The following is a 25,094-nucleotide window of genomic DNA, read 5'->3' on the forward strand; positions in this document are numbered from 1 at the left end:
GCAGCGCAGCGGAGCCGGAACCCCACCAGGCGCCGCGCAGCGGCACCTGCCCTCCCCCCTTCCGCCCCCCCCGACGCAGCGCAACGAAGGAGAAACCACTCCACCACGCCCACCACGACTCACCTTCATCACCTCTGGGGGGTTCTGCCGCACTTCGCAGGGCCAGGTTCGTCGATGGGCCTGTATTGCCTTCAACGGTCCTGCCGACCTTCGCGGCGCAAGGCTCGCCGATGGGCCCGCGTTACCTCCAGCGGCCTTCCCGCACTTCGCAGGGCCAAGCCCGTCGATGGGCCGGCATCACCCTCAACGGCCCCGCCGCATTTCGCGGGGCAAGGCCGTCGGTGGGCCTGCGTGCCACGCCGTCGGGGGTGAGATCGCCACGGCACTCCGCTGTCCCGGCCGGCCTGACTCGGCCCGACTCCAACCGATGGTCGGCCGCAGCCGGGTTGGGGGCCGGGTCGGGGCAGACGGGGGATTTGGCTCGGCCGGGTCGGGGGCGGGCCGGGGGTTCGGCTGTGCCGCGCTGCCACTCGGCCAACCCGCCCCTGGGCCGGGTTTCCTTTAGGCCGGCCGCCCTTCGGCTGGGCCGCCCCCTCGGCTGGGCTGGCCCTTGGGTGGCCGGCCCCCTGGGCTGGGCTGGCCCTTGGGGCCGGTCCCCTCGGCCGGCCCGCCCGACTCGGTCGGGCTTCCTCTCGGCCGGCCTGCCCTCTCGGTCGGCCTGCCCTCTCGGTCGGGCTGCCCCCCCGGCTGGCCGGCCCCCTCGGTCGGCCCGCCCCCTCGGTCGGGCCGCCTCTCGGCTGAACTGCCCTCTCGGCTGGGCCGCCTCTTGGCTGGCCGGTCCCCTGAGCTGGCCGGTCCTCTGAGCTGGGCTGCCCCTTGGCTGGCCGGTCCCCTCGGCCGGCCCGCCCAGTTCGGTCGGGCTTTCTCTCGGCTGGCCTGCCCCCTCGGCCGGCCCGCGCCCTCGGTCGGGCTTCCTCGCGGCCGGCCCGCCCCCTCAGCCGGCCCGCCCCCTCGGCCGGGCTTCCCCTCGGCCGCGCCGCCCCCGGCCGCCCCGACCCGCCGCCCCCGACCGCCGCCCCCGGCCCACCCCTCACCGCACGCGCTTGACCAGCAGGGCGAGCAACGCGCCGAGCAGCGAGATCGCGGCGGCGAAGGCGAAGAGGCCCTTGTAGCCGAAGTCCAGGTCGTCGACCAGGAAGGGGGCCAGGAACGGGGCGGCGATCTGGGGGCCGGCGTTGGCTATGTTGATCAGGCCCATGTCCTTGCCGACGTCCTGGGGGCGGGGGAGGACCTGGGTGATCAGGGCCATGTCGACGGCCATGTACATGCCGAAGAACAGGCCGTTGGCGACCTGGAACGCGATCATGCCGTCCTCGGTGGCCCAGATCATCGGGATCACCAGGGACAGGGCCGCGCCGGCGCCCGAGGCGACCACGAACGGCTTGACGCGGCCGACCCGGTCCACGAGCGGGCCGATCACGATCGCGGCGGCGATGGTCACCACCGAGTTGATCACCGTCAGGGTGCCCAGCTTGGCCAACACCTCGCCCGGCGGGATCTTCACGTACATCAGCAGGATGAAGTAGTTGAACTGCAGCACCACCATGTAGCCGAGCATCACGCCGAGGCGCGAGACCAGGGCGATGAAGAAGTCCGCGTGGTCGCGCGGCGAGACCCAGAAGCCCTTGACGAAGCCGATGAACTCGAACTTCTCGCGCGGCAGGTCCTTGGTGGACCGGTCCGGGCTGACGATCACGAAGATCACCGCTGCGGCCACCAGGATCGCGGCGATCAGGTAGAAGCCCTTGGCCCCGCCGTCGGCCGGGTCGGCGAACTTTCCGTCGAACCCGCCGATTTGGGCATCGATCCCGATCATGTCGAGGTCGACGCCGGCGAGGAGCAGCGAGACCACGATCGTGCCCGCCGGGATGCCCAGGCCGATCATCGCGGAGAACATGCCGTACTTGCTCGCGGGCACCCGGTCGGGCATGACCGCGGTCAGCGCGGCCTGGTACCCGTTCATGATGAACTGGATGATGCCCCAGGTCAGACCCACGACCGCGATCGAGTCGGCGTTGGCCTGGAAGCACAGGGCGATCGCGCCGACGATCGCGCAGAACAGGATGAACGGCGATCGGCGGCCGAAGCGCGACCGGGTGATGTCGGACAGCTTTCCGAACAGCGGATTGCCGACCGTGGCGAACAGCGCGCCCCAGAAGATCGGCCACTTGAGCGCTTCCTGGTCGGGCACGCCCTTGATGTGGATCACCTGCGCCGGGAGCAGGTAGATCCCCACGCCCAGCCACAACATGTAGAGCGCGACGTTGGCCAGGGGCAACGTGGCGTACAGCGGCGCGACCTTGTATCCGGTGTTCTCGGGATCCGCGACGGACGCCGGTGCCGGCGACGAGGAGCCGGGCTCCTCTGTGGTGGTCGAACTCATGTGGACCGTCCGATGGAGGGGATTCGAAACCCTCCCTGCACGGAGGTCCCGAATCGTTTGATGTGGTGTTGGGACCGGAGCCTAGGTGACACGAATAAGCAGGGGAATGGATCCACAACGTGAAATCAGCCCGACTAGATAACGATTTGATCGTTCAAGGCTTGAACGAAGTGCGTTGCGCAGCGAATCGTCACTGCGAGTGATCTTGTAACGACCGACACGCGTCGGTAGCGCATTCGAGCGATTACGGCCAAGGTTGTGCCGGCTAACCAAGCGGTAACGGATCGCGTGTCCCTGTGATCCGGTGGTCATCGGTTGCGCGCGGGCCGGCCCCGCGCGCGGGTGCGGTAGGGGGTGTCGTCGAGATGACGAGCACGAAGTCGGTCACTTGCCGCCCGGGGGGTCGCGGATGAGCGTGCCGGAGGCGGGGGCCAAACCCCCCACCAGTTCGGACGTCGCCCGACTCGCCGGCGTGTCCAGGTCCACCGTGAGCTACGTGCTCAACTCGCCGCCCGGGGTCCGGGTCAGCGCGCAGACCCGCGAGCGGGTGATGCTCGCCGTGCGCGAACTGGGCTACGCGCCCAGCGCGCCCGCCCGGTCGCTGCGCTCGGGCAACAGCGACGTGGTGCTCTTCCCGCTGCCGCTGCAGCCCATGGGGCAACTCCTCGAGGCGTTCATCGACGAACTCACCGAGGCGCTGAACCGGCACGAGTTGAGCCTGCTCATCCACGCCGACCGCACCTCGCGCGGCGCGGACGCGGCCCGCCAGTGGGCAGCGCTGCGCCCGCTCGCGGTGATGGCGGAGTCGAATCGGCTCACCGGAGGCGCGGTCGACGTGCTCAAGCGGGCGGGGGTGCGGGCGATCTTCGCGTGGGGGCGCGAGGAGCACCCGGACGTGCCCACCGCGATCTTCGACAACCGCGACACCGGCCGCGTCGCGGTCCGCCACCTCATCGACCGCGGCCACCGCCGACTGGCCTGCCTGGTCCCGTCCGGGCCGTTGGCCTTCCTCGGCGAGGAGCGCTGGGCGGGCGCCCAGGCCGCCGCCGAGGACGCGGGCGTGTCGCTGCGCCGGGTGGACGTGGGCTACGTGCGCGAGGACGTGCTGGCGATCGTGCGCCAGTGGCAGCGCGAGAGCGAGCCGCCCACCGCGGTCTTCGCCGGCAACGACGACTTCGCCCTGATGATCATCTCGGCGCTGCGCGAGTGCGGCTGGTCGGTGCCCGAGGACATGGCCGTGGTCGGCGCCGACGACCTGCCGTTCTGCGACCTGGTCTGGCCCCGGCTGACCAGCGTCTCGATGCACACCCGGACGATGGGCTCCGGCGCCTCGGACGCGATCACCACGCTGATCCGGGGCCGCGACTACCGGCCCGGCGGGCGCATGGTCGTGCACCCGCGCGTGGTGGTCCGCGAATCCGGCTGAGGCCGCGGAGCGTACATAAGGTGAAGGGTCCCGGAGCCGATCGGCTCCGGGACCCTTCGAGGTTCCCGCAAGGTTTTCCGCCCGGCGGAGTCACGCTCCGCCGTCACATCGTCACGCGTTGCTCTGGTGCTCCACGGCCCGACGCGCCTCCGGGTTGAGCACGCCCCACCCGATCAGCTGCTCGGTCAGAACGCTCGGCGACTGGTCGTAGATCACGGCCAGGGTGCGCAGGTCGTCCTGGCGGATCGACAACACCTTGCCGTTGTAGTCGCCGCGCTGGCTCTGGATGGTGGCCGCGTAGCGCTGGAGCGGGCCGGCCTGGTCCGACGGGACCGTCTGCAGCCGCTCCAGGTCGAGCACCAGGCGCGGCGGCGGCTCGGCGGCGCCGTTCGGGGTGCCGCCGGGCAGCAGCTCCTGCACGGGGACGCCGTAGAAGTCGGCGAGCTCGGCCAGGCGCTGCACGGTTACCGCACGGTCGCCGCGTTCGTACGAACCGACGACGACGGCCTTCCAGCGGCCCTGGGACTTCTCCTCGACGCCGTGCAGGGACAGGCCCTGCTGGGTCCGGATCGCGCGGAGCTTCGCCCCGAGCTGCTTGGCGTAGTCGCTGGACATCTCGCTCCCAAAACAGGTGACTGACCGTGAAGGTCCACCGGTGGTTGGCCGAACCGATGGGGTGGCTACCTCCGGGCCGGCTTTCTGTACCTCGAACTCTCCCCGAAGCTGCGAGGTTCGGCACGTCGCGACTGTCGCGTTTGGCCCGGTGGTGACTCATTGTGAGGTTACGCAGAGTAATTTGCGTCCGTCAAGCCGAACGGCCTACAAAGCCGGATTCATGCAGGTGAGAGGCACCTTTACGCGCGCTTCCACGGCATATGCCCCGGCTCGATCCACCGGTCCGGGCGGCCGAAAGACTGATGATGTTGGCTGATACTGTGAGGGACGTACCCCGGCGTCCTTTAAAGCCCGTCCTGTGAGACGGGGAAGGAGGTCTGTTTCCCATGACAGCACCCCGCAACACCCCTGGCGGCACGTCGGCCGCCCGTCCGAAGGACCTCGACCCGGCCACCGCCCGTACGGTCCTGGATCCCTCCGACATCAACCGGGCACTGACCCGCATCGCCCACGAGATCGTCGAACGCGCCAAGGGCGCCGACGACGTGGTGCTCCTGGGCATCCCGACCCGAGGCGTGGCCCTGGCCCGCCGGCTCGGCGAACGACTCGCCTCCATCGAGGACGGCACCAAGGTCCCCGTCGGCGCACTCGACATCACCATGTACCGCGACGACCTGCGCCTGGGCCCGGCCCGCGCGCTGGAGCGCACCGAGATCCCCGCCGAGGGCATCGACGGCAAGCTCGTGGTCCTGGTCGACGACGTGCTCTACTCCGGGCGCACCATCCGCGCCGCGCTCGACGCGCTCAATGACATCGGCCGCCCGCGCGCGGTGCAACTGGCCGTCCTGGTCGACCGCGGCCACCGCGAACTCCCGATCCGCGCCGACTACGTGGGCAAGAACCTGCCCACCTCACAGCGCGAGACCGTCAAGGTCCACCTCGCCGAGTACGACGGCCGCGACGCGGTCCTGCTCGGCACCCGCGCGGCCGACCCCGCCGCCCACACCGACGCGGAGAAGTAGCCAGTGAAGCGCCACCTGATCTCGGCCGCGGACCTCACCCGCGACGACGCCATCCTGATCCTCGACACCGCCGAAGAACTCGCGCACATCGCCGAGCGGCCGATCAAGAAGCTGCCGACGCTGCGCGGCCGCACCGTGGTCAACCTGTTCTTCGAGGACTCCACCCGCACCCGGATCTCCTTCGAGGCCGCCGCCAAGCGCCTGTCCGCCGACGTGATCAACTTCTCCGCCAAGGGCTCCTCGGTCTCCAAGGGCGAATCGCTCAAGGACACCGCGCTGACCCTGCAGGCGATGGGCGCCGACGCGGTCGTCATCCGCCACCACGCCTCCGGCGCGCCGCACCGCCTGGCCGGCTCCGGCTGGCTGCGCGGCTCGGTGGTCAACGCCGGCGACGGCACCCACGAGCACCCCACCCAGGCCCTGCTCGACGCGTTCACCATGCGCCGCAGGCTGGCCGGTGGCCGGGGCGACCTCGAAGGCCGCCGGATCACCCTCGTGGGCGACGTCCTGCACAGCCGCGTGGCCCGCTCCAACGTGCTCCTGCTGGCCACCCTCGGCGCCGAGGTCACCCTCGTCGCGCCGCCCACGCTGCTCCCGATCGGCGTGGAGACCTGGCCCTGCACGGTGTCCTACGACCTGGACGCGCCGCTGCCCAAGTCCGACGCGGTGATGATGCTGCGGGTGCAGCGCGAGCGGATGAACGCCGCGTTCTTCCCCACCGAGCGCGAGTACTCCCGCCGCTACGGCCTGGACCTGCGCCGCATGGCGATGCTCCCCGAGCACGCCATCGTGATGCACCCCGGCCCGATGAACCGCGGTATGGAGATCGCCGCCGAGGTTGCCGACTCGACCCGCTCGACCATCGTCGAGCAGGTCACCAACGGCGTCAGCGTGCGCATGGCGGTCCTGTACCTGCTCCTGGGCGGCAACGAACCCGCCCAGAGCACCCCCAGCAGCGTCACCACAAGCACCCCCAGCACCCCCGGCGCCGCGAGCGCGTCGAACGGCGGCACCGGCACCGAGGAGATCGCCCAGTGAGCACCTACCTGATCAAGGACGCCAGGATCCTCGGCGGCGACGCGCAGGACGTGCTCATCCGCGACGGCCTGATCGCCGGGATCGGCGCCGGCCTCACCGCCGAGGACGCCACCGTCGTCGAGGCCGCCGGGCAGATCCTCCTGCCGGGCCTCGTCGATCTGCACACCCACCTGCGCGAGCCCGGCCGCGAGGACGCCGAGACGGTGGCCACCGGCGCGAACGCCGCGGCCCTGGGCGGCTTCACCGCGGTGCACGCGATGGCCAACACCGACCCCGTCGCGGACACCGCCGGCACCGTCGAGCAGGTCTGGCGGCTCGGCCAGGAGAGCGGCCGGTGCGACGTGCACCCCGTCGGCGCGGTCACCGTCGGCCTGGAGGGCAAGCGCCTGGCCGAACTCGGCGCGATGGCCGACTCCGCCGCCCGCGTGCGGGTGTTCTCCGACGACGGCAAGTGCGTCGACGACGCGGTCATCATGCGCCGCGCGCTGGAGTACGTGAAGGCGTTCGACGGCGTGGTCGCCCAGCACGCGCAGGAGCCCCGGCTGACCGAGGGCGCCCAGATGAACGAGGGCACCGTCTCCGGCGAACTGGGCCTGCGCGGCTGGCCCGCCGTCGCCGAGGAGTCGATCATCGCCCGCGACGTGCTGCTCACCGCGCACGTCGGCTCGCGCCTGCACGTGTGCCACGTCTCCACCGCCGGCTCCGTGGAGATCCTGCGCTGGGCCAAGTCCAAGGGCTGGAACGTCACCGCCGAGGTCACCCCCCACCACCTGCTGCTCACCGACGAGCTCGTGCGCAGCTACGACCCGGTCTACAAGGTCAACCCGCCGCTGCGCACCGCCGCCGACGTCACCGCGCTGCGCGAGGCCCTCGCCGACGGCACGATCGACGCGGTCGCCACCGACCACGCCCCGCACCCCAGCGAGGACAAGGACTGCGAGTGGGCGGTCGCCGCGATGGGCATGCTCGGCCTGGAGACGGCGCTGTCGATCGTGCAGGAGACCATGGTCGACACCGGCCTGCTCGACTGGGCGGGCGTGGCCGACCGCATGTCCACCCGCCCCGCCGACATCGGCCGGCTCGACGGACACGGTCGCCCGATCGCCGTCGGCGAGCCCGCCAACCTGGTGCTGGTCGACCCGGGCGCACGGCGTACGGTCGAACCGTCCGAACTCGCCTCGCGCAGCCGTAACACCCCCTACGCCGGCCTGGTCCTGCCCGGCAAGGTGGTCGCCACGTTCCTGCGCGGCGTACCCACGGTGATCGACGGGAAGCTCGCGTGACCTCAGGCAACGCCCACCACGACCTGCTGCTGCTCGCCGCCGACCGCAAGTCGGCGGAGGTGACGGACTGGGGCGGTCGCATCCTCTGGATCGGCATCTGCCTCGTCTTCGTCCTCGGCATCTACCTGCTGATGTGGCGCGCCTGGAAAAAGCGCGGTCAACGCCAGGCCGCGCTGCCCGAACTGCACACCGCGCCCGACTCCGGCGCCGCGCCGCTGCTGCCGCCGCTGGTCGGCCGCTACTTCGGCAGCACCACGGCCGGCGACTGGCTGGACCGGGTGGTCGCGCATGGCCTGGGCACCCGCAGCCCGGTCGAGCTGACCCTGCGCGCCGACGGCCTGGTGGTCGAGCGACCCGCCGCGACCGACTTCTTCGTTCCCGCCGCCGCGCTCACCGGCGTGCGGCACGAGAAGGGCATCGCCGGGAAGGTGCTGCCCGAGGGCGGCCTGCTGGTGATCACCTGGACGCACGGCGACACCACGCTCGACTCGGGCTTTCGCGGCGACCACCCCGACGACCACGACGCGTGGATCGAGACCATCACCCGGCTGATCGCCGGGGATCCGCCGGCGACCGCCGGCACGGCTGTAATGAACCACCAGGAAGGATCGGTCACGTGACCGCAATGACCGGACGGGCCACGACGCCTGCGGTGCTCGTCCTCGAGGACGGACGCACATTCCGCGGCAGCGCCTACGGCGCGGTGGGGGAGACGTTCGGCGAGGCGGTGTTCTCCACCGGCATGTCGGGCTACCAGGAGACCCTGACCGACCCCTCGTACCACCGCCAGGTCGTGGTGATGACCGCCCCGCACGTCGGCAACACCGGCGTCAACGACGAGGACCCCGAGTCGTCGCGCATCTGGGTCTCCGGCTACGTCGTCCGCGACCCCGCCCGGGTGCCCTCCAACCACCGCTCGCGCCGCTCGCTCGACGACGAACTGACGCGCTACGGCGTGGTCGGCATCAGCGGCGTCGACACCCGCGCGCTGACCCGGCACCTGCGCGAGCGCGGCGCGATGCGGGTCGGCATCTTCTCCGGCGACGCCGCGCACGCCGACGAGGCCGCGCTGCTCGAGCGGGTGCGCACCAGCCCCGAGATGGCCGGCGCCGACCTCGCCGAACAGGTCAGCACCGACGCCGCCTACGTGGTCCCCGCGATCGGCACCAAGCGCTTCACCGTCGCCGCGCTCGACCTGGGCATCAAGGGCATGACCCCGCACCGGATGGCCGAGCGCGGCATCGAGGTGCACGTGCTGCCCGCGACCGCGACCCTGGAGGAGGTCAACGCCGTCGCCCCCGACGGGGTGTTCTTCTCCAACGGCCCCGGCGACCCGGCCACCGCCACCCACCAGATCGAGCTGCTGCGCGCGGTCCTGGACCAGGGCACCCCGTTCTTCGGGATCTGCTTCGGCAACCAGCTGCTCGGGCGCGCGCTCGGCTTCGGCACCTACAAGCTCAAGTACGGCCACCGCGGGATCAACCAGCCCGTGCAGGACCGCACGACCGGCAGGGTCGAGGTCACCGCGCACAACCACGGCTTCGCCGTGGACGCGCCGCTGGACACCGTCTCGGACACCCCGTACGGGCGCGCCGAGGTCAGCCACGTGTGCCTCAACGACGACGTGGTCGAGGGCCTGCGGCTGCTCGACCGGCCCGCGTTCAGCGTGCAGTACCACCCGGAGGCCGCGGCCGGACCGCACGACTCCGCCTACCTGTTCGACCGTTTCGTCACGCTGATGGAGACCAAGAGTGCCTAAGCGCAACGACCTGAAGTCCGTCCTGGTCGTCGGCTCGGGCCCGATCGTCATCGGCCAGGCCGCCGAGTTCGACTACTCCGGCACCCAGGCGTGCCGCATCCTCAAGGCCGAGGGCCTGCGGGTGATCCTGGTCAACTCCAACCCGGCCACGATCATGACCGACCCGGAGATCGCCGACGCGACCTACGTCGAGCCGATCACCCCCGAGTTCGTCGAGAAGATCATCGCCAAGGAGCGCCCCGACGCGCTGCTGCCCACCCTCGGCGGGCAGACCGCGCTCAACATCGCGGTCTCGCTCAGCGAGAACGGCGTGCTGGAGAGGTACGACGTCGAACTGATCGGCGCCAACCTCGACTCGATCCAAAAGGGCGAGGACCGCGACCTGTTCAAGGGCGTGGTCGAGCGGGTGCGGGAGAAGATCGGACACGGCGAGTCGGCCCGCTCGGTGATCTGCCACTCGATGGAGGACGTACTCGCCGGCGTGGACACCCTCGGCGGCTACCCCGTCGTGGTGCGCCCCTCCTTCACCATGGGCGGCGCCGGCTCCGGCTTCGCACACGACGAGGACGACCTGCGCCGGATCGCCGGCCAGGGCCTGACCCTGTCGCCGACCACCGAGGTGCTCCTGGAGGAGTCCATCCTCGGCTGGAAGGAGTACGAGCTGGAGCTGATGCGCGACAAGCACGACAACGTCGTGGTCGTCTGCTCCATCGAGAACTTCGACCCGATGGGCGTGCACACCGGCGACTCGATCACCGTGGCGCCGGCGATGACGCTGACCGACCGCGAGTACCAGAACCTGCGCGACATCGGTATCGCGGTCATCCGCGAGGTCGGCGTGGACACCGGCGGCTGCAACATCCAGTTCGCGGTCAACCCGGACGACGGCCGGGTGATCGTGATCGAGATGAACCCGCGCGTCTCCCGCTCCTCGGCGCTGGCCTCCAAGGCGACCGGCTTCCCGATCGCCAAGATCGCCGCCCGTCTCGCCATCGGCTACACGCTCGACGAGATCCCCAACGACATCACCAAGGAGACCCCGGCCAGCTTCGAGCCCACGCTCGACTACGTCGTGGTCAAGGTCCCGCGCTTCGCCTTCGAGAAGTTCCCGGCCGCCGACGACCGCCTGACCACGACCATGAAGTCGGTCGGCGAGGCGATGGCGATCGGCCGCAACTTCACCGAGGCGCTGAACAAGGCGCTGCGCTCGCTGGAGAAGAAGGGCTCGCAGTTCGACTTCGTCTCCGAGGTCGGCGCCAAGGACGAGCTGCTGGTCGCCGCCGAGAAGCCCACCGACGGCCGGATCAACGTGGTCATGGACGCCATCCGGGCCGGCGCCACGCCCGAGGAGCTGTTCGAGGCGACCGGGATCGACCCGTGGTTCCTGGACCAGATGTACCTGATCCACGAGATCGCCGGCGAGGTCCGCGATGCGGCGGAGCCGACCCCCGAGGTGCTGCGCCTGGCCAAGCGGCACGGCCTGTCCGACGGGCAGATCGCGGCGATCCGCGGGATGCGCGAGGAGGTCGTGCGCGAGGTGCGCCAGGCGCTCGGCGTGCGGCCGGTGTACAAGACCGTGGACACCTGCGCCGCCGAGTTCGCCGCGCGCACCCCGTACCACTACTCGTCCTACGACGAGGAGACGGAGGTCGCGCCGCGCACCAAGCCGGCCGTGATCATCCTCGGCTCCGGGCCCAACCGCATCGGGCAGGGCATCGAGTTCGACTACTCGTGTGTGCACGCCGCCTTCGCGCTGCACGACGCGGGCTACGAGACCGTGATGGTCAACTGCAACCCGGAGACCGTCTCCACCGACTACGACACCTCCGACCGGCTCTACTTCGAGCCGCTCACCCTGGAGGACGTGCTGGAGATCGTGTACGCCGAGACCCAGGCCGGACCGGTCGCGGGCGTACTCGTCCAGCTCGGCGGGCAGACCCCGCTGGGCCTGGCGCAAAAGCTCAAGGACGCGGGCGTGCCGATCGTGGGCACCTCGCCCGAGGCGATCCACCTCGCGGAGGAGCGCGGCGCGTTCGGCCGAGTGCTGGCCGAGGCCGGACTGCTCGCGCCCAAGCACGGCACCGCGTTCTCCTTCGGCGAGGCCAGCGCCATCGCCGCGGAGATCGGCTACCCGGTGCTGGTGCGCCCCTCGTACGTGCTCGGCGGGCGCGGCATGGAGATCGTCTACGACGAACCCTCCCTGGCGACCTACCTGGAGCAGAACGCCGGGTTGGTCAGCGAGCACCCGGTCCTGGTCGACCGCTTCCTCGACGACGCCATCGAGATCGACGTGGACGCGCTCTACGACGGCGAGGACCTGTACCTCGGCGGCGTGATGGAGCACATCGAGGAGGCCGGCATCCACTCCGGCGACTCGGCCTGCGCGCTGCCGCCGATCACGCTGGGCGCGCACGACATAAAGCGACTGCGCGCGGCCACCCTGGGCATCGCGCACGGCGTCGGTGTCCGCGGCCTGATCAACATCCAGTTCGCGCTCTCCGGCGACATCCTCTACGTCCTGGAGGCCAACCCGCGCGCCTCGCGGACCGTGCCGTTCGTGTCCAAGGCCACCGCCGTGCCGCTGGCCAAGGCCGCCGCGCGCGTCTCGCTCGGCGCCACGATCGCCGAACTGCGCGCCGAGGGCCTGCTCCCGGCCGAGGGCGACGGCGGCACCCTGCCGATGGACGCGCCGATCGCGGTCAAGGAGGCGGTCCTGCCCTGGAACCGCTTCCGCGACACCAAGGGCCGCGGCGTGGACACCGTGCTCAGCCCCGAGATGCGCTCCACCGGCGAGGTGATGGGCATCGACGCGGTGTTCGGCACCGCCTACGCCAAGTCCCAGGCCGGCGCGTACGGTTCGCTGCCGCTCAAGGGACGCGCGTTCGTGTCCTTCGCCAACCGGGACAAGCGCTCCATGGTGTTCCCCGTCAAGGCCATGCACGACATGGGCTTCGAGATCCTGGCCACCGAGGGCACCGCCGAGGTGCTGCGCCGCAACGGCGTGCCCGCCACCGCGGTGCGCAAGCACAGCGAGGGCCCGGGCCCGGCCGGCGAGCGCACCATCGTGCAGCTGATCCACGACGGCGACGTCGAGCTGATCGTCAACACCCCGTTCGGCACGGGCGGTCGACTCGACGGCTACGAGATCCGCACCGCCGCGGTCACCCGGGGCGTCCCCTGCATCACCACGGTGCAGGGCTTCGCCGCGGCGGTCCAGGGCATCCAGTCGCTGATCGCGGGCGACATCGGGGTCCGCTCGCTCCAGGAGCACGCCGACCACATCACGTCCCACCGAAAGGGCTGACGACACCGATGGCACTTCCCCTGCAGGTGCAGGCGGAGATCGTCGGCCGCGAACCCGCGGGCGCGTACCACCGCCTGGTGCTGCGCGCCCCCGGGATCGCCGCCCGCGTCGAACCCGGTCACTTCGTCGCCGTGGCGATCGGCGGCGTGGACTCGGCGATGCTGCTGCGCCGCGCGTTCTCCATCCACCGCGCCGACCCGGCCGCCGAGACCATCGACGTGGTCTTCGCCGAGGCCGGGCGCGGCACCCGCGAGTTGGCCCGGCTTCGGGTGGGCGACAGCGTGAACGTGGTCGCGCCGCTGGGCACGCCGTTCCCGCTGCCGGCCGAGCCGGTCAGCGCGGTGATGGTGGCCGGCGGCTACGGCAGCGCGCCGATGTTCGCGCTCGCCGAGCGGATCGTCGCCGACGGCGGCTCGGTCGCCTTCGTGCTCGGCGCGGCGACGGCGGAGCGGCTGTACGGCGTGGACCAGGCGCAGGCGATCACCGAGGACGTGGTGGTCACCACCGACGACGGCTCGGAGGGTGTGCGCGGCTTCGTCACCGGGCCGCTGCCCGAGGTGCTGACCGCCGTGGAGGCCGACGTCGTCTACGCGTGCGGGCCGATGGGCATGCTGCGCGCGGTCACCGAGGTGGCGAGCGCGCACGACGCGCGCGTGTTCACCGCGGTCGAGGAGTCGATGGCCTGCGGCGTCGGGGTATGCATGACGTGCGTGCTCCCGGTGGTCGGCGACGACGGCGTCAGCCGGTTCGTCCGCTCGTGTGTGGACGGTCCGTGCTTCGACGGCACCAAGGTGCGCTGGGACGACGCCGGCACGATTCCGGCGGACATCGAGGGCGCAGCGGCGATGGGAGCGCACTGATGACCGACGGCTACGGCGGTTTCGCCGACAATTTCGCCGACAACGAGGACGCGGGCGACTTCGACGACGCGCCGCCGTCCACGATCATGCTGCCGGGCGGCGGGATCGACCTGGCCACCCGGATCGGTTCCACGCTGCTGCCGAACCCGGTGACCACGGCCTCGGGCTGTGCCGGCTACGGCAAGGAGTTGGCCAAGTTCTTCGAGCCGGCCGCGATCGGCGCGGTGGTCACCAAGACGATCATGCCGTACCCGCGTTCGGGTCGGGCCACCCCGCGGATGGCCGAGACGCCGTCCGGGATGCTCAACTCGATCGGCCTCCAGGGCCCCGGGATCGACGCCTTCGTCGAGCGCGACCTGCCGTGGCTGGCGGCGCGCGGCGGGCGCACGATCGTGTCCATCGCGGGCGGGCACGTGGACGACTTCGTGGCGCTGGCCGAGCGGCTCAAGGGCGCGCCCGGCGTGGTCGGCATCGAGGCCAACATCTCGTGTCCGAACGTGGCCAACCGCGGCCAGGTGTTCGCCTGCAACCCGGCCACGTCCTACGACGTGATCCGGGCGGTCCGCGACGTGGCGGACCCGCAGGTGCCGGTGCTGGCCAAACTCTCGCCGGACGTGACGTCGATCGTGGACATCGCCCGGGCGTGCGTCGAGGCGGGCGCCGACGGGCTGTCGATGATCAACACGCTGCTCGGCATGGCGATCGACCCGGACACGATGAAGCCGGTGCTCGCGGGCATCACCGGCGGGCTCTCCGGCCCGGCGGTGCGGCCGGTCGCGGTGCGCTGCGTCTACCAGGTGCACGCGGCGATGCTGGACGGGCAGATGGCGCAGGTGCCGATCGTCGGCATGGGCGGCATCCGGACCGGTCTGGACGCGCTGGAGTTCATCCTGGCCGGCGCGGCGGCCGTGTCGGTGGGCACGGTGATCTTCAACGATCCGTCCTCGCCGGTGCGGATCCTGGACGAGTTGCGGGCGGCGTTGATCGCCCGCGGTTTCGGATCGCTGGAGGCGGCGATCGGGTACGCGCACCGCTGAGCGCGAGGCGTGGGCGGGGCAGATGCCGGTACGGACGGGGTTCGTGCCGGCATCGCCGTGTCCGGGCCGGGGCGTGGTTCGTGTTCGGGCGCACTGTCCGGGCCCGTGGGCGGACGAATTTTCGATGTCGAGGAGAGTGGGATTTCGATGAGCAACCTCGCACCCGTGGCGGTGGCCCTGGACGCCCCGGACCTGGACCGCGCGCTCGCGTGGGCCAAGGCCGCGGGCCCGTACGTGAGCACGGTCAAGGTCGGCCTGGAGGTCTTCCTGCGCGACGGCGCGGACGCGGTCTCGGGCGCCCGGGAGGCCAGCGGCGGCCGGGACGTGTTCCTGGACCTGAAGCTGCACGACATCCCGAACACGGTGGCGGGCGCGGTGCGTTCGGTGGCCCGGCTGGCGCCGACCTACCTGACGGTGCACGCGAGCGGCGGGACGGCGATGATCCGGGCCGCGGCGGACGCGGCGCCCGAGGTGAACATCGTCGCGGTGACCGTGCTGACCTCGATGGCCGAGGCCGACCTGGCCGCGGTCGGGCTGGCCGGTCCCTCGATCGAGGCGGCCCGGCGGCTGGCGGGGCTCGCGGTCGCGGCGGGCGCCCGGGCGATCGTGTGCTCGCCGCGCGAGGTGGCGGCGGTGCGCGCCGAGGTGGGGGCCGGCATCGTGCTGATCACGCCGGGCGTACGGCCGGCCGGGGCGGCGCTCGGCGACCAGAGTCGGGTGGCCACGCCCGAGCAGGCGTTGGCGGACGGTGCGGACCTGCTGGTGATCGGCCGGCCGATCACCGGCGCGGCGGACGTCGCCGAGGCGGCGCGCACGATCGCGGCGGGCCTGGCCGCGCGGTAGCGCGTGGTGGGGCGGCGACCCGGCCCCGTTCGTCCCACTTGTCGCACTCGCCGCCCCCTACCGGCGCCCGGTGGACAGAGCGCGAACGTGGGATGGCCCGCGGATGCCACTGGGGCGGCTGTGCGGAGCCCGCCCACCCCTCCGGGCCCCGGGGCACCGAACCCGGCCCCCGGGCGCCCGAGGCGGCCGTGACGGCCGAGCGCCGCGCCGGAGGCGGCACGGATCGCCCCCGAGCCGCCGCCCGTCCTCCACGCCCACCGCTGCGGCCCCCTCGCGCCGACCATGCCGACCACGCCGACCATGCCGACCGGCCCGTCCGTGCCTGCGCCGTGTCGATCGGTCCGACGGTCCCGTCGGGAGTGTGCGACTGTGGCCGGGGCCGTCGCGCAAGAGTGGTGGGAGGGGGGATGGAGGCGCGGATGTGGCCTCCGGCTGCCCCGAATTCGTCCGACGCTCCGTCAGGTTTGGGTTTTGGCGCAGGTAGCCGGGCTTTTCCCATCGATTCGGGCGACGCGGACCGATTCGCCGACTAGGCTCCCTCGTGAGCCGGCCCGGTGGAGTGTCGCGCGTTGCCGCGGACGCTCTGACCAGCTAGGTTCCACTGTTTGTTGGTGGCCGTCCGAGCCGGGCGGCCTTGAGGATCGCAACGAAGTCCGAGGTGACACGGCGTGGCTCTCCCACCCCTGACCCCCGAAGAACGCGCGGATGCGCTCGCCAAAGCCGCTGCGGCTCGGCGGGAGCGCGCCGAGGTGAAGAACCGGCTCAAGAACTCCGGTGCTTCGCTCAGCGACGTCATCAAGGAGGGCAAGGACAATCCGGTCGTGGGCAAGATGAAGGTCTCCGCCCTCCTGGAATCCCTCCCCGGCGTCGGCAAGGTGCGCGCCAAGCAGCTCATGGAGAAGCTGAACATTTCCGAGACCCGGCGCGTCCGCGGTCTCGGCACGAACCAGATCGCAGCACTCGAACGGGAATTCGGTGGCTCCGCGTCCTGACGCGGGCGCCGGCAACGATCCCCGTACCGTGCACGGCACCCGTCGACTCATCGTGCTCTCCGGCCCCTCCGGGGTCGGCAAGAGCACGGTGGTCGCCGACCTGCGCCGCCGTCACCCCGAGGTTTGGCTGTCTGTGTCCGCGACCACACGTAGACCCCGTCCCGGGGAAACCGACGGTGTGGAGTACCACTTCACCGACGGGGATCAGTTCGACAAACTGATCGCCTCGGATGAATTGCTCGAATGGGCCGAATTCGCCGGGAACCGTTATGGAACCCCGCGACAGCCCGTGCTCGAACGGCTTGACGCCGATGTTCCGACCCTGCTGGAAATCGACCTGCAGGGCGCCCGGCAGGTGCGGCAGGCGATGCCCGAGGCACGCCTGGTGTTCCTCGCCCCGCCCTCGTGGGACGAACTGGTCCGCCGTCTGGTGGGCCGGGGGACCGAATCCCCCGAGGTCATCGAGCGGCGCCTGGCCGCCGCGAAGGTCGAGCTGGCCGCGGAATCCGAATTCGACATGACGCTCGTCAACACGTCCGTCGAAGACGTCGTACGCGAACTGCTAGCCTTGATGAACGTATCTTGATCGTTCGGGCTGCCCGGCAGTAGTCGCCAGACGGCACCAGGCAGCCCGACTTTCACCCACAGCTTTCACAGCTTTTCGAAGGGCCCCTGCCTTGTCAGCTTCTTCCACCGCACCCGAGGGCATCATCAACCCGCCCATCGACGAGCTTCTGGAGGCGACCGACTCCAAGTACAGCCTCGTCATCTACGCGGCGAAGCGTGCTCGGCAGATCAACGCCTACTACTCGCAGCTCGGCGAGGGCCTGCTGGAATACGTGGGTCCGCTCGTCGACACGCACGTGCACGAGAAGCCGCTGTCGATCGCGCTTCGCGAGATCAACTCGGGCATGCTGACCGCCGAGCCCATCGAGGGCTGAGCGCGTCACGCGACGCATCGCCGAGGGCTCGACGGGAAACCGTCGGGCCCTCGGCGTATGTCGGCCCGCACACGCGGGTGAACCGGAGGGTGGGGGAGCAGGGTGGACCAAATCGAGGGCGACACGCCGACGCCGCAGCCGAACCCGCGCCGACTGGCGGTGGACACCCTCCTGGACGCGCCGTTGGCCCGCGCCGGCGATCGGGCCCGGGAGTTGCGCGAGGCCGGCTTCGACGGAGTCTTCACCTTCGAGGGCCCCAACGACGTCTTCCTGCCCCTGGTGCCCGCCGCCGCGGCGGGCGTGGACATCATGACCAACATCGCGGTGGCCTTCCCGCGCAGCCCGACCCACCTCGCGCACACCGCGTACGACCTGCACCTGGCCTCGCACGGTCGTTTCCGGCTCGGCCTGGGCACCCAGATCAAGGCGCACATCGAACGCCGCTACGCCGCCAAGTGGTCGCGCCCGGCGGCCCGGATGGCCGAGACGCTGCGCGCGGTGCGGGCGGTGCTCACCTGCTGGCAGCGCGAGACGCCGCTGGACTTCCACGGCGAGTTCTTCGACCTGACCCTGATGCCACCGACGCTGCGCCCCGGGCCGAACCCGTACGGGCTGCCGCCGCTGCTCGCGGGCGGGGTGGGTCGGCGCATGATCACCACGGTCGCCGAGCACGCCGACGGGCTGCTCGTGCACCCGCTCAACACCGACCTGTTCGTGCGCGGCCCGCTCACCGACGCGGTGAACGACGGCCTGGTGTTGTCGCAGCGCACCCGCGAGCGGTTCTCGGTGATGCTCGACGTGATCGTCGCCGCCGGGCGCACCGAGGAGGAGATGCGCGCCGCGATCAAGGGCGCGCGGGCGATGGTCGCGTTCTACGCGTCCACGCCCGCCTATCGCCCGGTGCTCGACGTCGAGGGATACGGGGCGCTCCAGGTCGAACTGCACGCGCTGATCCGGGCCGGCCGTTGGTCGGACATCCCGCACGCGGTCGACGACACGCTGCTGAGCCGGGTGGTGGCGATCGGCGAACCCAAGGACGTCGCGGCCGAACTGACCTCGCGCGCCTACGGGGTCGCCGATCGACTGGGCTTCTATCTGCCGTACCGGGCGGACCCGGCGTGTGTGGCGGAGGTCCTGGACGAACTGCGCGCCCGAACCTGAGGCGGACCCGAGCCGGACCCGAGCCCGGGTTACCGGAGCCGGCCCACCGCGCGGCGCAGCCGCTTGAGGTCGCGGACCCGGCGCTCGTAGCCCGCGCCGACCACGATCAGCAGCAGCCCCGCCGTGCCGAGAATCGCCCAGCGCGGCACCGCGTCGTACACCGGCGCCAGATGCGGCAGCAGGTGCACCGGGCCGATGACCGCGAGCACCCCCGCGCCCAGGAACAGCGGCGCCCGGAGCCGGAATCGGGCGCCGACCAGGAGCGTGCCGATCGCGGCGATCCCGAGCAGGCCCGGCCGGACCGGCTCGCCCTGCCCCACCGCGAGCGGCAACGACGGCAGCAGCAACACCGCCAGCGGAGCGCCGTAGGCCGCCCATGACGTGGTGTCGGGGTTGGCCCGCCGCCGGCGCAGCCCCTCGACCAGCAGGGCGAGGCCGAGCGGCACGGTGTACGCCTCCGCGTGGGGCACGTCGGACAGGGCGAGCCGGACCCAGTAGGCGACGAGCAGAAGCGGCACCGCGGCGATCCGGGCCGGCGGGCGCAGCGGCCCGGCCGGCGTGGTCAGCGCGGTGAGGCCGGCCCCGGCCAGGACGAGCCAGATCAGCTCGGGGGCCACGGACAGGGTCGCGACGCCGGCGGCGCACACGGCCGCGGCGGCGGCGATCGGGACGGCCGGGCCGAGGCGGGGGAGCCGGGCGCCGACGAGGTACAGGAGCATCGCCGTGCCGGCCGCGGCCAGGACGGTCGCGCCGTTCGACGCGTCGAGCCGGTACAGCGCGGCCGGCACCGTCGCGGTGAACAGCACGACGGCGGCGGGCGGCCAGGCGCGCCGCAGCACCGGGTGGCCGAAGCGCGCGCCGCACAGGGCCGCCGCCGTCGCGATGGCCAACGCGACGGGCGAGCTCGGCGCGCCGGTCAACAGCGCGACCGTCAGGCTCGTGCCCGCCGCGGCCTCGACGGCGAGCACGATCGAGGACGGGCAGGCGAGGGGTCCGGCGAGCGTGGCGGCGAACGGGAACAGCAGGGCGGCTGCGAACACGGCGGCGAGTGCGGCGGCGGATCGATCCGCGCCGAAGGCCGCCGCGCCGGCCGTGCTCGCGCCGACCCAGCACAGCGCGCCGACCGTGGCCCAGGCGGTTCGCGGCGCCGGCCGGTCGCGAAGCGCGCCGACCAGGCACACCGCCAGGCCCGCGGCGAGCACGACGGCCGACGGGCCCGAAGCGCGGGCCGCGACCAGGGCGCCGATGGTCCAGCCGACACCGCCGACCAGGGTCAGCGCCCGGGTGGTCGGTGCGGTCGGCCGCAGCGCCACGGCGATCAGCGCGACCAGGGCGCCGAGCACGGCGGGAGCGAGAGCGATCAGCGCGGTCCGGGCGCCCGCGTGCCCGATCGCCATCGCCACGTCGGAGAGGGCGAGGGCGAGCGCGGACCCGGCCGCGAGCGGGCGAACGAGCAGGCCCATGGGCACGCGCAGGACGAGGGCGGGATCGGAGCCGGAGCCGGGGGAGGGGCGGGCGCCCACAGGTGCGGCGTATGGATCCTCTTGTGGTTCTTTGTCAAGGTCGACGCCCGCATGGGATGGTTCATCCGAATTCTTCGCTGCATTCGTCGGCGTGGAACGCACCGGCGCCGACGCCGCCTTCGGCGCGATCGCGAGGTGTCCCGGTGACATGACGGCGACCAGCGCGAGGCCGACGGCGCCCACGGCCCAGACCACGATCGACGTCTGCCAGTACGCCGTCGCCCACACGAGGGCCTGCGCGCCGTGGCCCAGGGCGAGCAGCGGCAACCACGGCCGCACCCGCCCCGCGCAGACCCACCCGACCGCGGCCGCCACGTGCCAGCCGAGCGCCGCCCACAGCGGCAGGTCCAGCGCCGGCGGCGCGACCAGCAACAGCGCCTCGACGGCGATCGCGCAGATCACCCGGGTCGCGGTCGGGCCCGGCCGGCCGCGCAGGAGGGTCGGCGCGGTGAACCCGGTCAGCGCCGCCAGGGGCAGCAGCGCGAGCGGCGCCGCGCCGAAGCTCCAGCCGGCGGTGCCGGACAGGAGCGCGTCCCGGGCGTGCGCGTCGACCGGGTACAGGCTCCAGGGCCGGCCGAGCCAGGACATCGGGCCGAACACGGCCACCAGCGGCGCCCCGACCGCCCAGAACGCCGGCACCACGGTGAGCGGCACCAGCACCACGAGCGGCCCGGCCCGGAATTCGCGCGGCACCGCGAACAGCGGCGCCATCGCGACCAGGACCGCCGCGAGCAGCACCACGCCCACCCACGCGACCGGGGTGTCCGACCCGCCCGAGTCGTCCCGCCCCGGCAGCGACGCGAGCAACAGCCCGGCCGCCGCCAGCGCGCCCGCCATCGCGCTCCCCGACGCCAGATGCCGCACCATCGGCGTCTCGCGCAGCGTGTACGCGATCCCACCGGCGAGGGCGGCCAGCGCCAGCATCGTGCCCGCCGGTGCGCCGCCGGGGCCCTCGGCGAGGGTGACCCCGACCGCGGCCAGCCAGTAGCACAGCACCCCGACCTCGGCCACGATCCGCAACCCGCGCGCGGCGTCGGAGAAGGTCCGGCGCAGCAGCGCCGCATCGACCGCGGCCTGCGCCCCGAGCCCGATCGCCAGCGGCAGCAGCGACCCGCGCCCCACGCCGAACCAGGCGATCACCAGCGGCAGCGGCCCCTGCAACAGCAGCGCGGCGGAGATCCGCAACGCGCGCAGCGGCGCGACCAGCGAGCCGAGCGCCGCCGCGCCGCCGACCGCGAGCAGGGTGCCGGCCGACACGAGCAGCGCGTCCCCGCTGCGCAGACCCGCGAGGTCGGCGGTCCACGCCGCGTACCCGTCGAGCAGTCCCATCGCCACCGTCAGCGCGGCCATCGCCTCAGCGGTGGCGGGCAGTTCGCGCCGCTCGGCGAGCCCGGTGCCGGCGGCGGCCAGGAACAGCGCCAGCGCCATCACCAGCGCGCGACCCGTCGTCCCGGTGTGGTTCCAGGTCACCGCCACGAACACCAGCGCGGCCAGCACCACGAGCAGCACGCCGGAGCCCAGCACGATCCGAGCGACCCGACGACGCCCGACCTCGGCACTCTCCCGGACCCGGCCGACGGGCGTCGGTAGGGGCGCCGGAGTGGGTGCGGCGGAGGGCGCGGCGACGGGCCCTGCGGGCGCCGGCGTGCGCGGGCCCGGGAGCGCCGGGGCCGGGGCAGGTGCGGAGGCCGCCGATGTCGGCAGGGCCGACGGCGCCTGTCGGGGCGCCCGTCGCGCCTCCGCCCGCATCCCGACCAGGATTCCTTCGCGTTCGTGCAGAAGTCGCGCGGCCGACAGATCGATCTGCCAGAGTCGATCGGCGGCCGGCCCGACGAGCAGGATCGCGCATCGCCGACAGCGCTCGGTACGCGGCTGCCCCAGGTGCGACGCGCAGCCGGGGCACCGTGTCGGGTCGCCCAGGACCTCTTCGTTCAACATCGACGTCGTCTCCCCCGATGGGTTCATGGCCACCGATGCTGGCAGCGGATTCCCGGCGGGACATCCGCGCTCGTACTCAGATCCCGCCCGCCGTCCCGCCCGCAACACCGGCCCGCGCGAGGCGAGATCGGGCCGTCCCCGGCCGTGACGTAGGCTCGCCGTGCCGGTCGCACCCGGGCCGGCCGCGTCGGAGGAGCAGGAGCAGCGATGAGTAGCGGACCCCGACCCCGCGTCGTCCTCGGCGTCGCCGGTGGCATCGCCGCGTACAAGGCGTGCGAACTCCTGCGCCGGTTGACCGAGTCGGGCCACGAGGTCCGGGTCGTGCCGACCGAGTCCGCGCTGCACTTCGTCGGCGCGGCCACCTGGTCGGCGCTGTCCGGGCAGCCGGTGGCCACCGGGGTCTGGGACGCGGTGCACGAGGTCCCGCACGTACGGATCGGCCAGAGCGCCGACGTCGTCGTGGTCGCGCCCGCCACCGCCGATCTGCTCGCCAAGGCCGCCCACGGGCTGGCCGACGACCTGCTCACCAACACGCTGCTCACCGCGCGATGTCCGGTGGTGTTCGCGCCCGCGATGCACACCGAGATGTGGGAGCACCCGGCCACCGTCGACAACGTCGCGACGCTGCGCCGGCGCGGGGCGATCGTGATCGAGCCCGCGGTGGGCCGGTTGACCGGCAAGGACACCGGCAAGGGCCGGCTGCCCGACCCGGAGCAGATCTTCCAGGTGGTCCGGCGCGCCCTGGCCCGCGGCGTCACCGTGCCCGACCTGGTCGGGCGGCACGTGGTGGTCAGCGCCGGCGGCACCCGCGAGCCGTTGGACCCGGTCCGCTTCCTCGGCAACCGCTCGTCCGGCAAGCAGGGGTACGCGCTGGCCCGCACCGCGATCGCGCGCGGCGCGCGGGTCACCCTGATCGAGGCCAACACCGGCCTGCCGGACCCGGCGGGCGCCGACGTGGTGCACGTGGGCACCGCCGTGGATCTGCGCGAGGCCGTGACCAAGGCGGCCGAGAACGCCGACTGCGTGGTGATGGCCGCGGCCGTCGCCGACTTCCGCCCGGCGAACCGGGTGGGCGGCAAGATCAAGAAGACCGACGCGGAGCCGGAGCCGATCGCGCTGGTGAAGAATCCCGACATCCTCGCCGAGATCTCCCGGGACCGGGCCCGGGCCGGCCAGGTGGTGGTCGGCTTCGCCGCGGAGACCGACGACGTACTCGCCAACGGGCGCGCCAAGCTCGCGCGCAAGGGATGCGACCTGCTCGTGGTCAACCGGGTGGGCGAGGAGTTGACATTCGGCACGGATGTCAACGAGGCGGTGATCCTGGCCGCCGACGGCGCCGAGACTCCCGTTCCGCACGGCCCGAAGGAGGACCTGGCGGAGGTCGTCTGGGACCTCGTCGTGTCCCGTTTCGGCTAGTTCGCCGGTCGATCCCTACGCTTGATGGCTGCAATTTGACACAAAGTGAGCAACGCCACGCCCATGTTCTCGGGGGGCACCCCGCCCGCTTGCGGGGGTCGGGGGGATAAACTCGGCTCCAGCATTTCGGTGGACCCGTCCGTTCCTTCCCGTCCGTGCCGTCCGGTGCGGACTCGTCGGGGTGGTCGGGCCCGCTTGTCAGAGCCAGCAGCCGCTGCAACCCCAGGGAGCGATGTGTCCCGCCGCCTGTTCACCTCTGAGTCCGTGACCGAAGGTCACCCGGACAAGATCGCCGACCAGATCAGCGATTCCATCCTGGACGCTCTCCTCAAGGAAGACCCCAAGAGTCGGGTCGCCGTCGAGACGCTGATCACCACCGGTCAGGTGCATGTGGCCGGAGAGGTCACCACCCAGGGCTACGCCGACATCCCCACGATCGTGCGCGAGCGCGTGCTGGAGATCGGCTACGACAGCTCGAAGAAGGGCTTCGACGGCGCCTCCTGTGGTGTCTCGGTGTCCATCGGCGCGCAGTCGGCCGACATCGCCCAGGGCGTCGACACGGCCTACGAGAACCGGGTCGACGGCGACGAGGACGAACTGGACCGCCAGGGCGCGGGCGACCAGGGCCTGATGTTCGGCTACGCGTGCGACGACACGCCCGAGCTGATGCCGCTGCCGATCACGCTCGCCCACCGGCTGTCCAAGCGCCTGGCCGAGGTGCGCAAGAACGGGACCATCCCGTACCTGCGCCCCGACGGCAAGACCCAGGTCACCATCGAGTACGACGGCGACCGGCCGATCCGCCTGGACACGGTCGTGGTCTCCTCGCAGCACGCGGCCGACATCGACCTGGACTCGCTGCTGGCGCCGGACATCCGCGAATACGTGGTCGAGCCGGAGCTGACCGGCCTGGGCATCGAGACCGAGGGTTACCGGCTCCTGGTCAACCCGACGGGCCGGTTCGAGATCGGCGGCCCGATGGGTGACGCGGGGCTGACCGGCCGCAAGATCATCATCGACACCTACGGCGGCATGGCCCGCCACGGTGGCGGCGCGTTCTCCGGCAAGGACCCGTCGAAGGTGGACCGCTCCGCCGCGTACGCGATGCGCTGGGTGGCCAAGAACGTGGTGGCCGCCGGACTGGCGCGCCGCTGCGAGGTGCAGGTCGCGTACGCGATCGGCAAGGCGGCGCCGGTCGGCCTGTTCGTGGAGACCTTCGGCACCGAGGCGGTGCCGGTGGAGACCATCCAGGCCGCCGTCGGCACGGTGTTCGACCTGCGCCCGGCCGCGATCATCCGCGACCTGGACCTGCTCCGCCCGATCTACGCCCAGACCGCGGCCTACGGCCACTTCGGCCGCGACCTCCCGGACTTCACCTGGGAGCGCACCGACCGCGTGGACGCGCTCAAGGCCGCCGCGGGCCTCTGAGCCCGGGCTCTTCTCGCACGCGGCCGGGGGGGGGGGGGGGCCCCCCGCGGGGGGGGGGGGGGGGG

General features: G+C 72.3%; 19 protein-coding genes. 16 read left to right on the forward strand and 3 right to left on the reverse strand.

Going from position 1 to position 25,094, the window contains the following annotated elements:
* Positions 1-1,090: 1,090 nt before the first annotated feature.
* Complete coding sequence (locus ACFRCG_RS36085; protein WP_380039414.1) at positions 1,091-2,443, reverse strand: MFS transporter; 1,353 nt, start codon at positions 2,441-2,443, stop codon at positions 1,091-1,093.
* 409 nt (positions 2,444-2,852) lie between these two features.
* On the opposite strand from ACFRCG_RS36085, the gene ACFRCG_RS36090 reads away from it, so the two are divergent.
* Positions 2,853-3,869, forward strand: coding sequence for a LacI family DNA-binding transcriptional regulator (locus tag ACFRCG_RS36090; protein WP_380010158.1), 1,017 nt, complete (start codon positions 2,853-2,855; stop codon positions 3,867-3,869).
* A gap of 111 nt (positions 3,870-3,980) precedes the next feature.
* Here the strand turns inward: ACFRCG_RS36090 and ACFRCG_RS36095 are convergent, their stop codons facing one another.
* On the reverse strand, positions 3,981-4,484 hold the full coding sequence (locus ACFRCG_RS36095; RefSeq protein WP_126643439.1) for a transcriptional regulator: 504 nt from the start codon (positions 4,482-4,484) through the stop codon (positions 3,981-3,983).
* Between the two features lie 386 nt (positions 4,485-4,870).
* Between ACFRCG_RS36095 and pyrR the strand changes: the two genes are divergently transcribed.
* From pyrR to ACFRCG_RS36160, 13 genes are all read left to right on the forward strand, one after another.
* Positions 4,871-5,506, forward strand: a complete 636-nt coding sequence (gene pyrR, locus ACFRCG_RS36100; protein ID WP_380039416.1) for a bifunctional pyr operon transcriptional regulator/uracil phosphoribosyltransferase PyrR — start codon at positions 4,871-4,873, stop codon at positions 5,504-5,506.
* Between the two features lie 3 nt (positions 5,507-5,509).
* A complete protein-coding gene (locus ACFRCG_RS36105) occupies positions 5,510-6,544 on the forward strand; it encodes an aspartate carbamoyltransferase catalytic subunit (RefSeq protein WP_380039418.1) in 1,035 nt (344 codons plus the stop codon).
* Entirely contained in the window at positions 6,541-7,827 is a 1,287-nt protein-coding gene (locus ACFRCG_RS36110; RefSeq protein WP_380039420.1) for a dihydroorotase, read from the forward strand. Before ACFRCG_RS36105 ends, ACFRCG_RS36110 begins: the two co-directional genes overlap by 4 nt.
* On the forward strand, positions 7,824-8,447 hold the full coding sequence (locus ACFRCG_RS36115) for a hypothetical protein (RefSeq protein ID WP_380039422.1): 624 nt from the start codon (positions 7,824-7,826) through the stop codon (positions 8,445-8,447). The genes ACFRCG_RS36110 and ACFRCG_RS36115 overlap by 4 nt, the downstream gene beginning before the upstream one ends.
* 5 nt (positions 8,448-8,452) lie before the next feature.
* Positions 8,453-9,586 carry a glutamine-hydrolyzing carbamoyl-phosphate synthase small subunit gene (gene carA / locus ACFRCG_RS36120; protein WP_380039438.1) on the forward strand — a complete coding sequence of 378 codons (1,134 nt, stop codon included), beginning with the start codon at positions 8,453-8,455 and terminating at the stop codon, positions 9,584-9,586.
* Positions 9,579-12,890: a carbamoyl-phosphate synthase large subunit gene (gene carB / locus ACFRCG_RS36125; protein WP_380039424.1), complete on the forward strand. Its 3,312-nt coding sequence runs from the start codon at positions 9,579-9,581 to the stop codon at positions 12,888-12,890. The genes carA and carB overlap by 8 nt, the downstream gene beginning before the upstream one ends.
* 8 nt (positions 12,891-12,898) lie before the next feature.
* On the forward strand, positions 12,899-13,750 hold the full coding sequence (locus tag ACFRCG_RS36130) for a dihydroorotate dehydrogenase electron transfer subunit (protein WP_380039426.1): 852 nt from the start codon (positions 12,899-12,901) through the stop codon (positions 13,748-13,750).
* Positions 13,750-14,787: a dihydroorotate dehydrogenase gene (locus ACFRCG_RS36135; RefSeq protein WP_380010137.1), complete on the forward strand. Its 1,038-nt coding sequence runs from the start codon at positions 13,750-13,752 to the stop codon at positions 14,785-14,787. Before ACFRCG_RS36130 ends, ACFRCG_RS36135 begins: the two co-directional genes overlap by 1 nt.
* 147 nt (positions 14,788-14,934) lie before the next feature.
* Positions 14,935-15,630, forward strand: a complete 696-nt coding sequence (gene pyrF, locus ACFRCG_RS36140) for an orotidine-5'-phosphate decarboxylase (RefSeq protein ID WP_380039428.1) — start codon at positions 14,935-14,937, stop codon at positions 15,628-15,630.
* A gap of 668 nt (positions 15,631-16,298) precedes the next feature.
* Complete coding sequence (gene mihF / locus ACFRCG_RS36145) at positions 16,299-16,622, forward strand: integration host factor, actinobacterial type (RefSeq protein ID WP_026218483.1); 324 nt, start codon at positions 16,299-16,301, stop codon at positions 16,620-16,622.
* A 28-nt stretch (positions 16,623-16,650) separates the two neighbouring features.
* A complete protein-coding gene (gene gmk, locus ACFRCG_RS36150; protein WP_380010407.1) occupies positions 16,651-17,208 on the forward strand; it encodes a guanylate kinase in 558 nt (185 codons plus the stop codon).
* Between the two features lie 91 nt (positions 17,209-17,299).
* Complete coding sequence (rpoZ, locus tag ACFRCG_RS36155) at positions 17,300-17,563, forward strand: DNA-directed RNA polymerase subunit omega (RefSeq protein WP_020551792.1); 264 nt, start codon at positions 17,300-17,302, stop codon at positions 17,561-17,563.
* 102 nt (positions 17,564-17,665) lie between these two features.
* Positions 17,666-18,724 carry a TIGR03617 family F420-dependent LLM class oxidoreductase gene (locus ACFRCG_RS36160; RefSeq protein ID WP_380039430.1) on the forward strand — a complete coding sequence of 353 codons (1,059 nt, stop codon included), beginning with the start codon at positions 17,666-17,668 and terminating at the stop codon, positions 18,722-18,724.
* A 29-nt stretch (positions 18,725-18,753) separates the two neighbouring features.
* On the opposite strand, the gene ACFRCG_RS36165 is transcribed toward ACFRCG_RS36160, so the two are convergent.
* Positions 18,754-22,185 (reverse strand): SCO7613 C-terminal domain-containing membrane protein, encoded by a 3,432-nt coding sequence (locus ACFRCG_RS36165; RefSeq protein WP_380039432.1) that lies wholly within the window; start codon positions 22,183-22,185, stop codon positions 18,754-18,756.
* A 207-nt stretch (positions 22,186-22,392) separates the two neighbouring features.
* On the opposite strand from ACFRCG_RS36165, the gene coaBC reads away from it, so the two are divergent.
* Together coaBC and metK are read left to right on the forward strand one after the other, a co-directional pair.
* Complete coding sequence (coaBC, locus tag ACFRCG_RS36170) at positions 22,393-23,601, forward strand: bifunctional phosphopantothenoylcysteine decarboxylase/phosphopantothenate--cysteine ligase CoaBC (RefSeq protein WP_380039434.1); 1,209 nt, start codon at positions 22,393-22,395, stop codon at positions 23,599-23,601.
* 234 nt (positions 23,602-23,835) lie between these two features.
* Positions 23,836-25,029 (forward strand): methionine adenosyltransferase, encoded by a 1,194-nt coding sequence (metK, locus tag ACFRCG_RS36175; RefSeq protein WP_380039436.1) that lies wholly within the window; start codon positions 23,836-23,838, stop codon positions 25,027-25,029.
* Positions 25,030-25,094: the final 65 nt, after the last annotated feature.

Origin of the sequence: Embleya sp. NPDC056575, from assembly GCF_042793325.1 — a bacterium.
Classification (GTDB): Bacteria; Actinomycetota; Actinomycetes; order Streptomycetales; family Streptomycetaceae; genus Embleya.

Coding starts and splice junctions, on each gene's coding strand:
- ACFRCG_RS36085 (WP_380039414.1), bottom strand. CDS start 2,443: ATGAGTTCGACCACCACAGAGGAGCCCGGCTCCTCGTCGCCGGCACCG.
- ACFRCG_RS36095 (WP_126643439.1), bottom strand. CDS start 4,484: ATGTCCAGCGACTACGCCAAGCAGCTCGGGGCGAAGCTCCGCGCGATC.
- ACFRCG_RS36090 (WP_380010158.1), top strand. CDS start 2,853: ATGAGCGTGCCGGAGGCGGGGGCCAAACCCCCCACCAGTTCGGACGTC.
- ACFRCG_RS36135 (WP_380010137.1), top strand. CDS start 13,750: ATGACCGACGGCTACGGCGGTTTCGCCGACAATTTCGCCGACAACGAG.
- pyrF (WP_380039428.1), top strand. CDS start 14,935: ATGAGCAACCTCGCACCCGTGGCGGTGGCCCTGGACGCCCCGGACCTG.
- ACFRCG_RS36130 (WP_380039426.1), top strand. CDS start 12,899: ATGGCACTTCCCCTGCAGGTGCAGGCGGAGATCGTCGGCCGCGAACCC.
- coaBC (WP_380039434.1), top strand. CDS start 22,393: ATGAGTAGCGGACCCCGACCCCGCGTCGTCCTCGGCGTCGCCGGTGGC.
- carA (WP_380039438.1), top strand. CDS start 8,453: ATGACCGGACGGGCCACGACGCCTGCGGTGCTCGTCCTCGAGGACGGA.
- pyrR (WP_380039416.1), top strand. CDS start 4,871: ATGACAGCACCCCGCAACACCCCTGGCGGCACGTCGGCCGCCCGTCCG.
- ACFRCG_RS36165 (WP_380039432.1), bottom strand. CDS start 22,185: ATGTTGAACGAAGAGGTCCTGGGCGACCCGACACGGTGCCCCGGCTGC.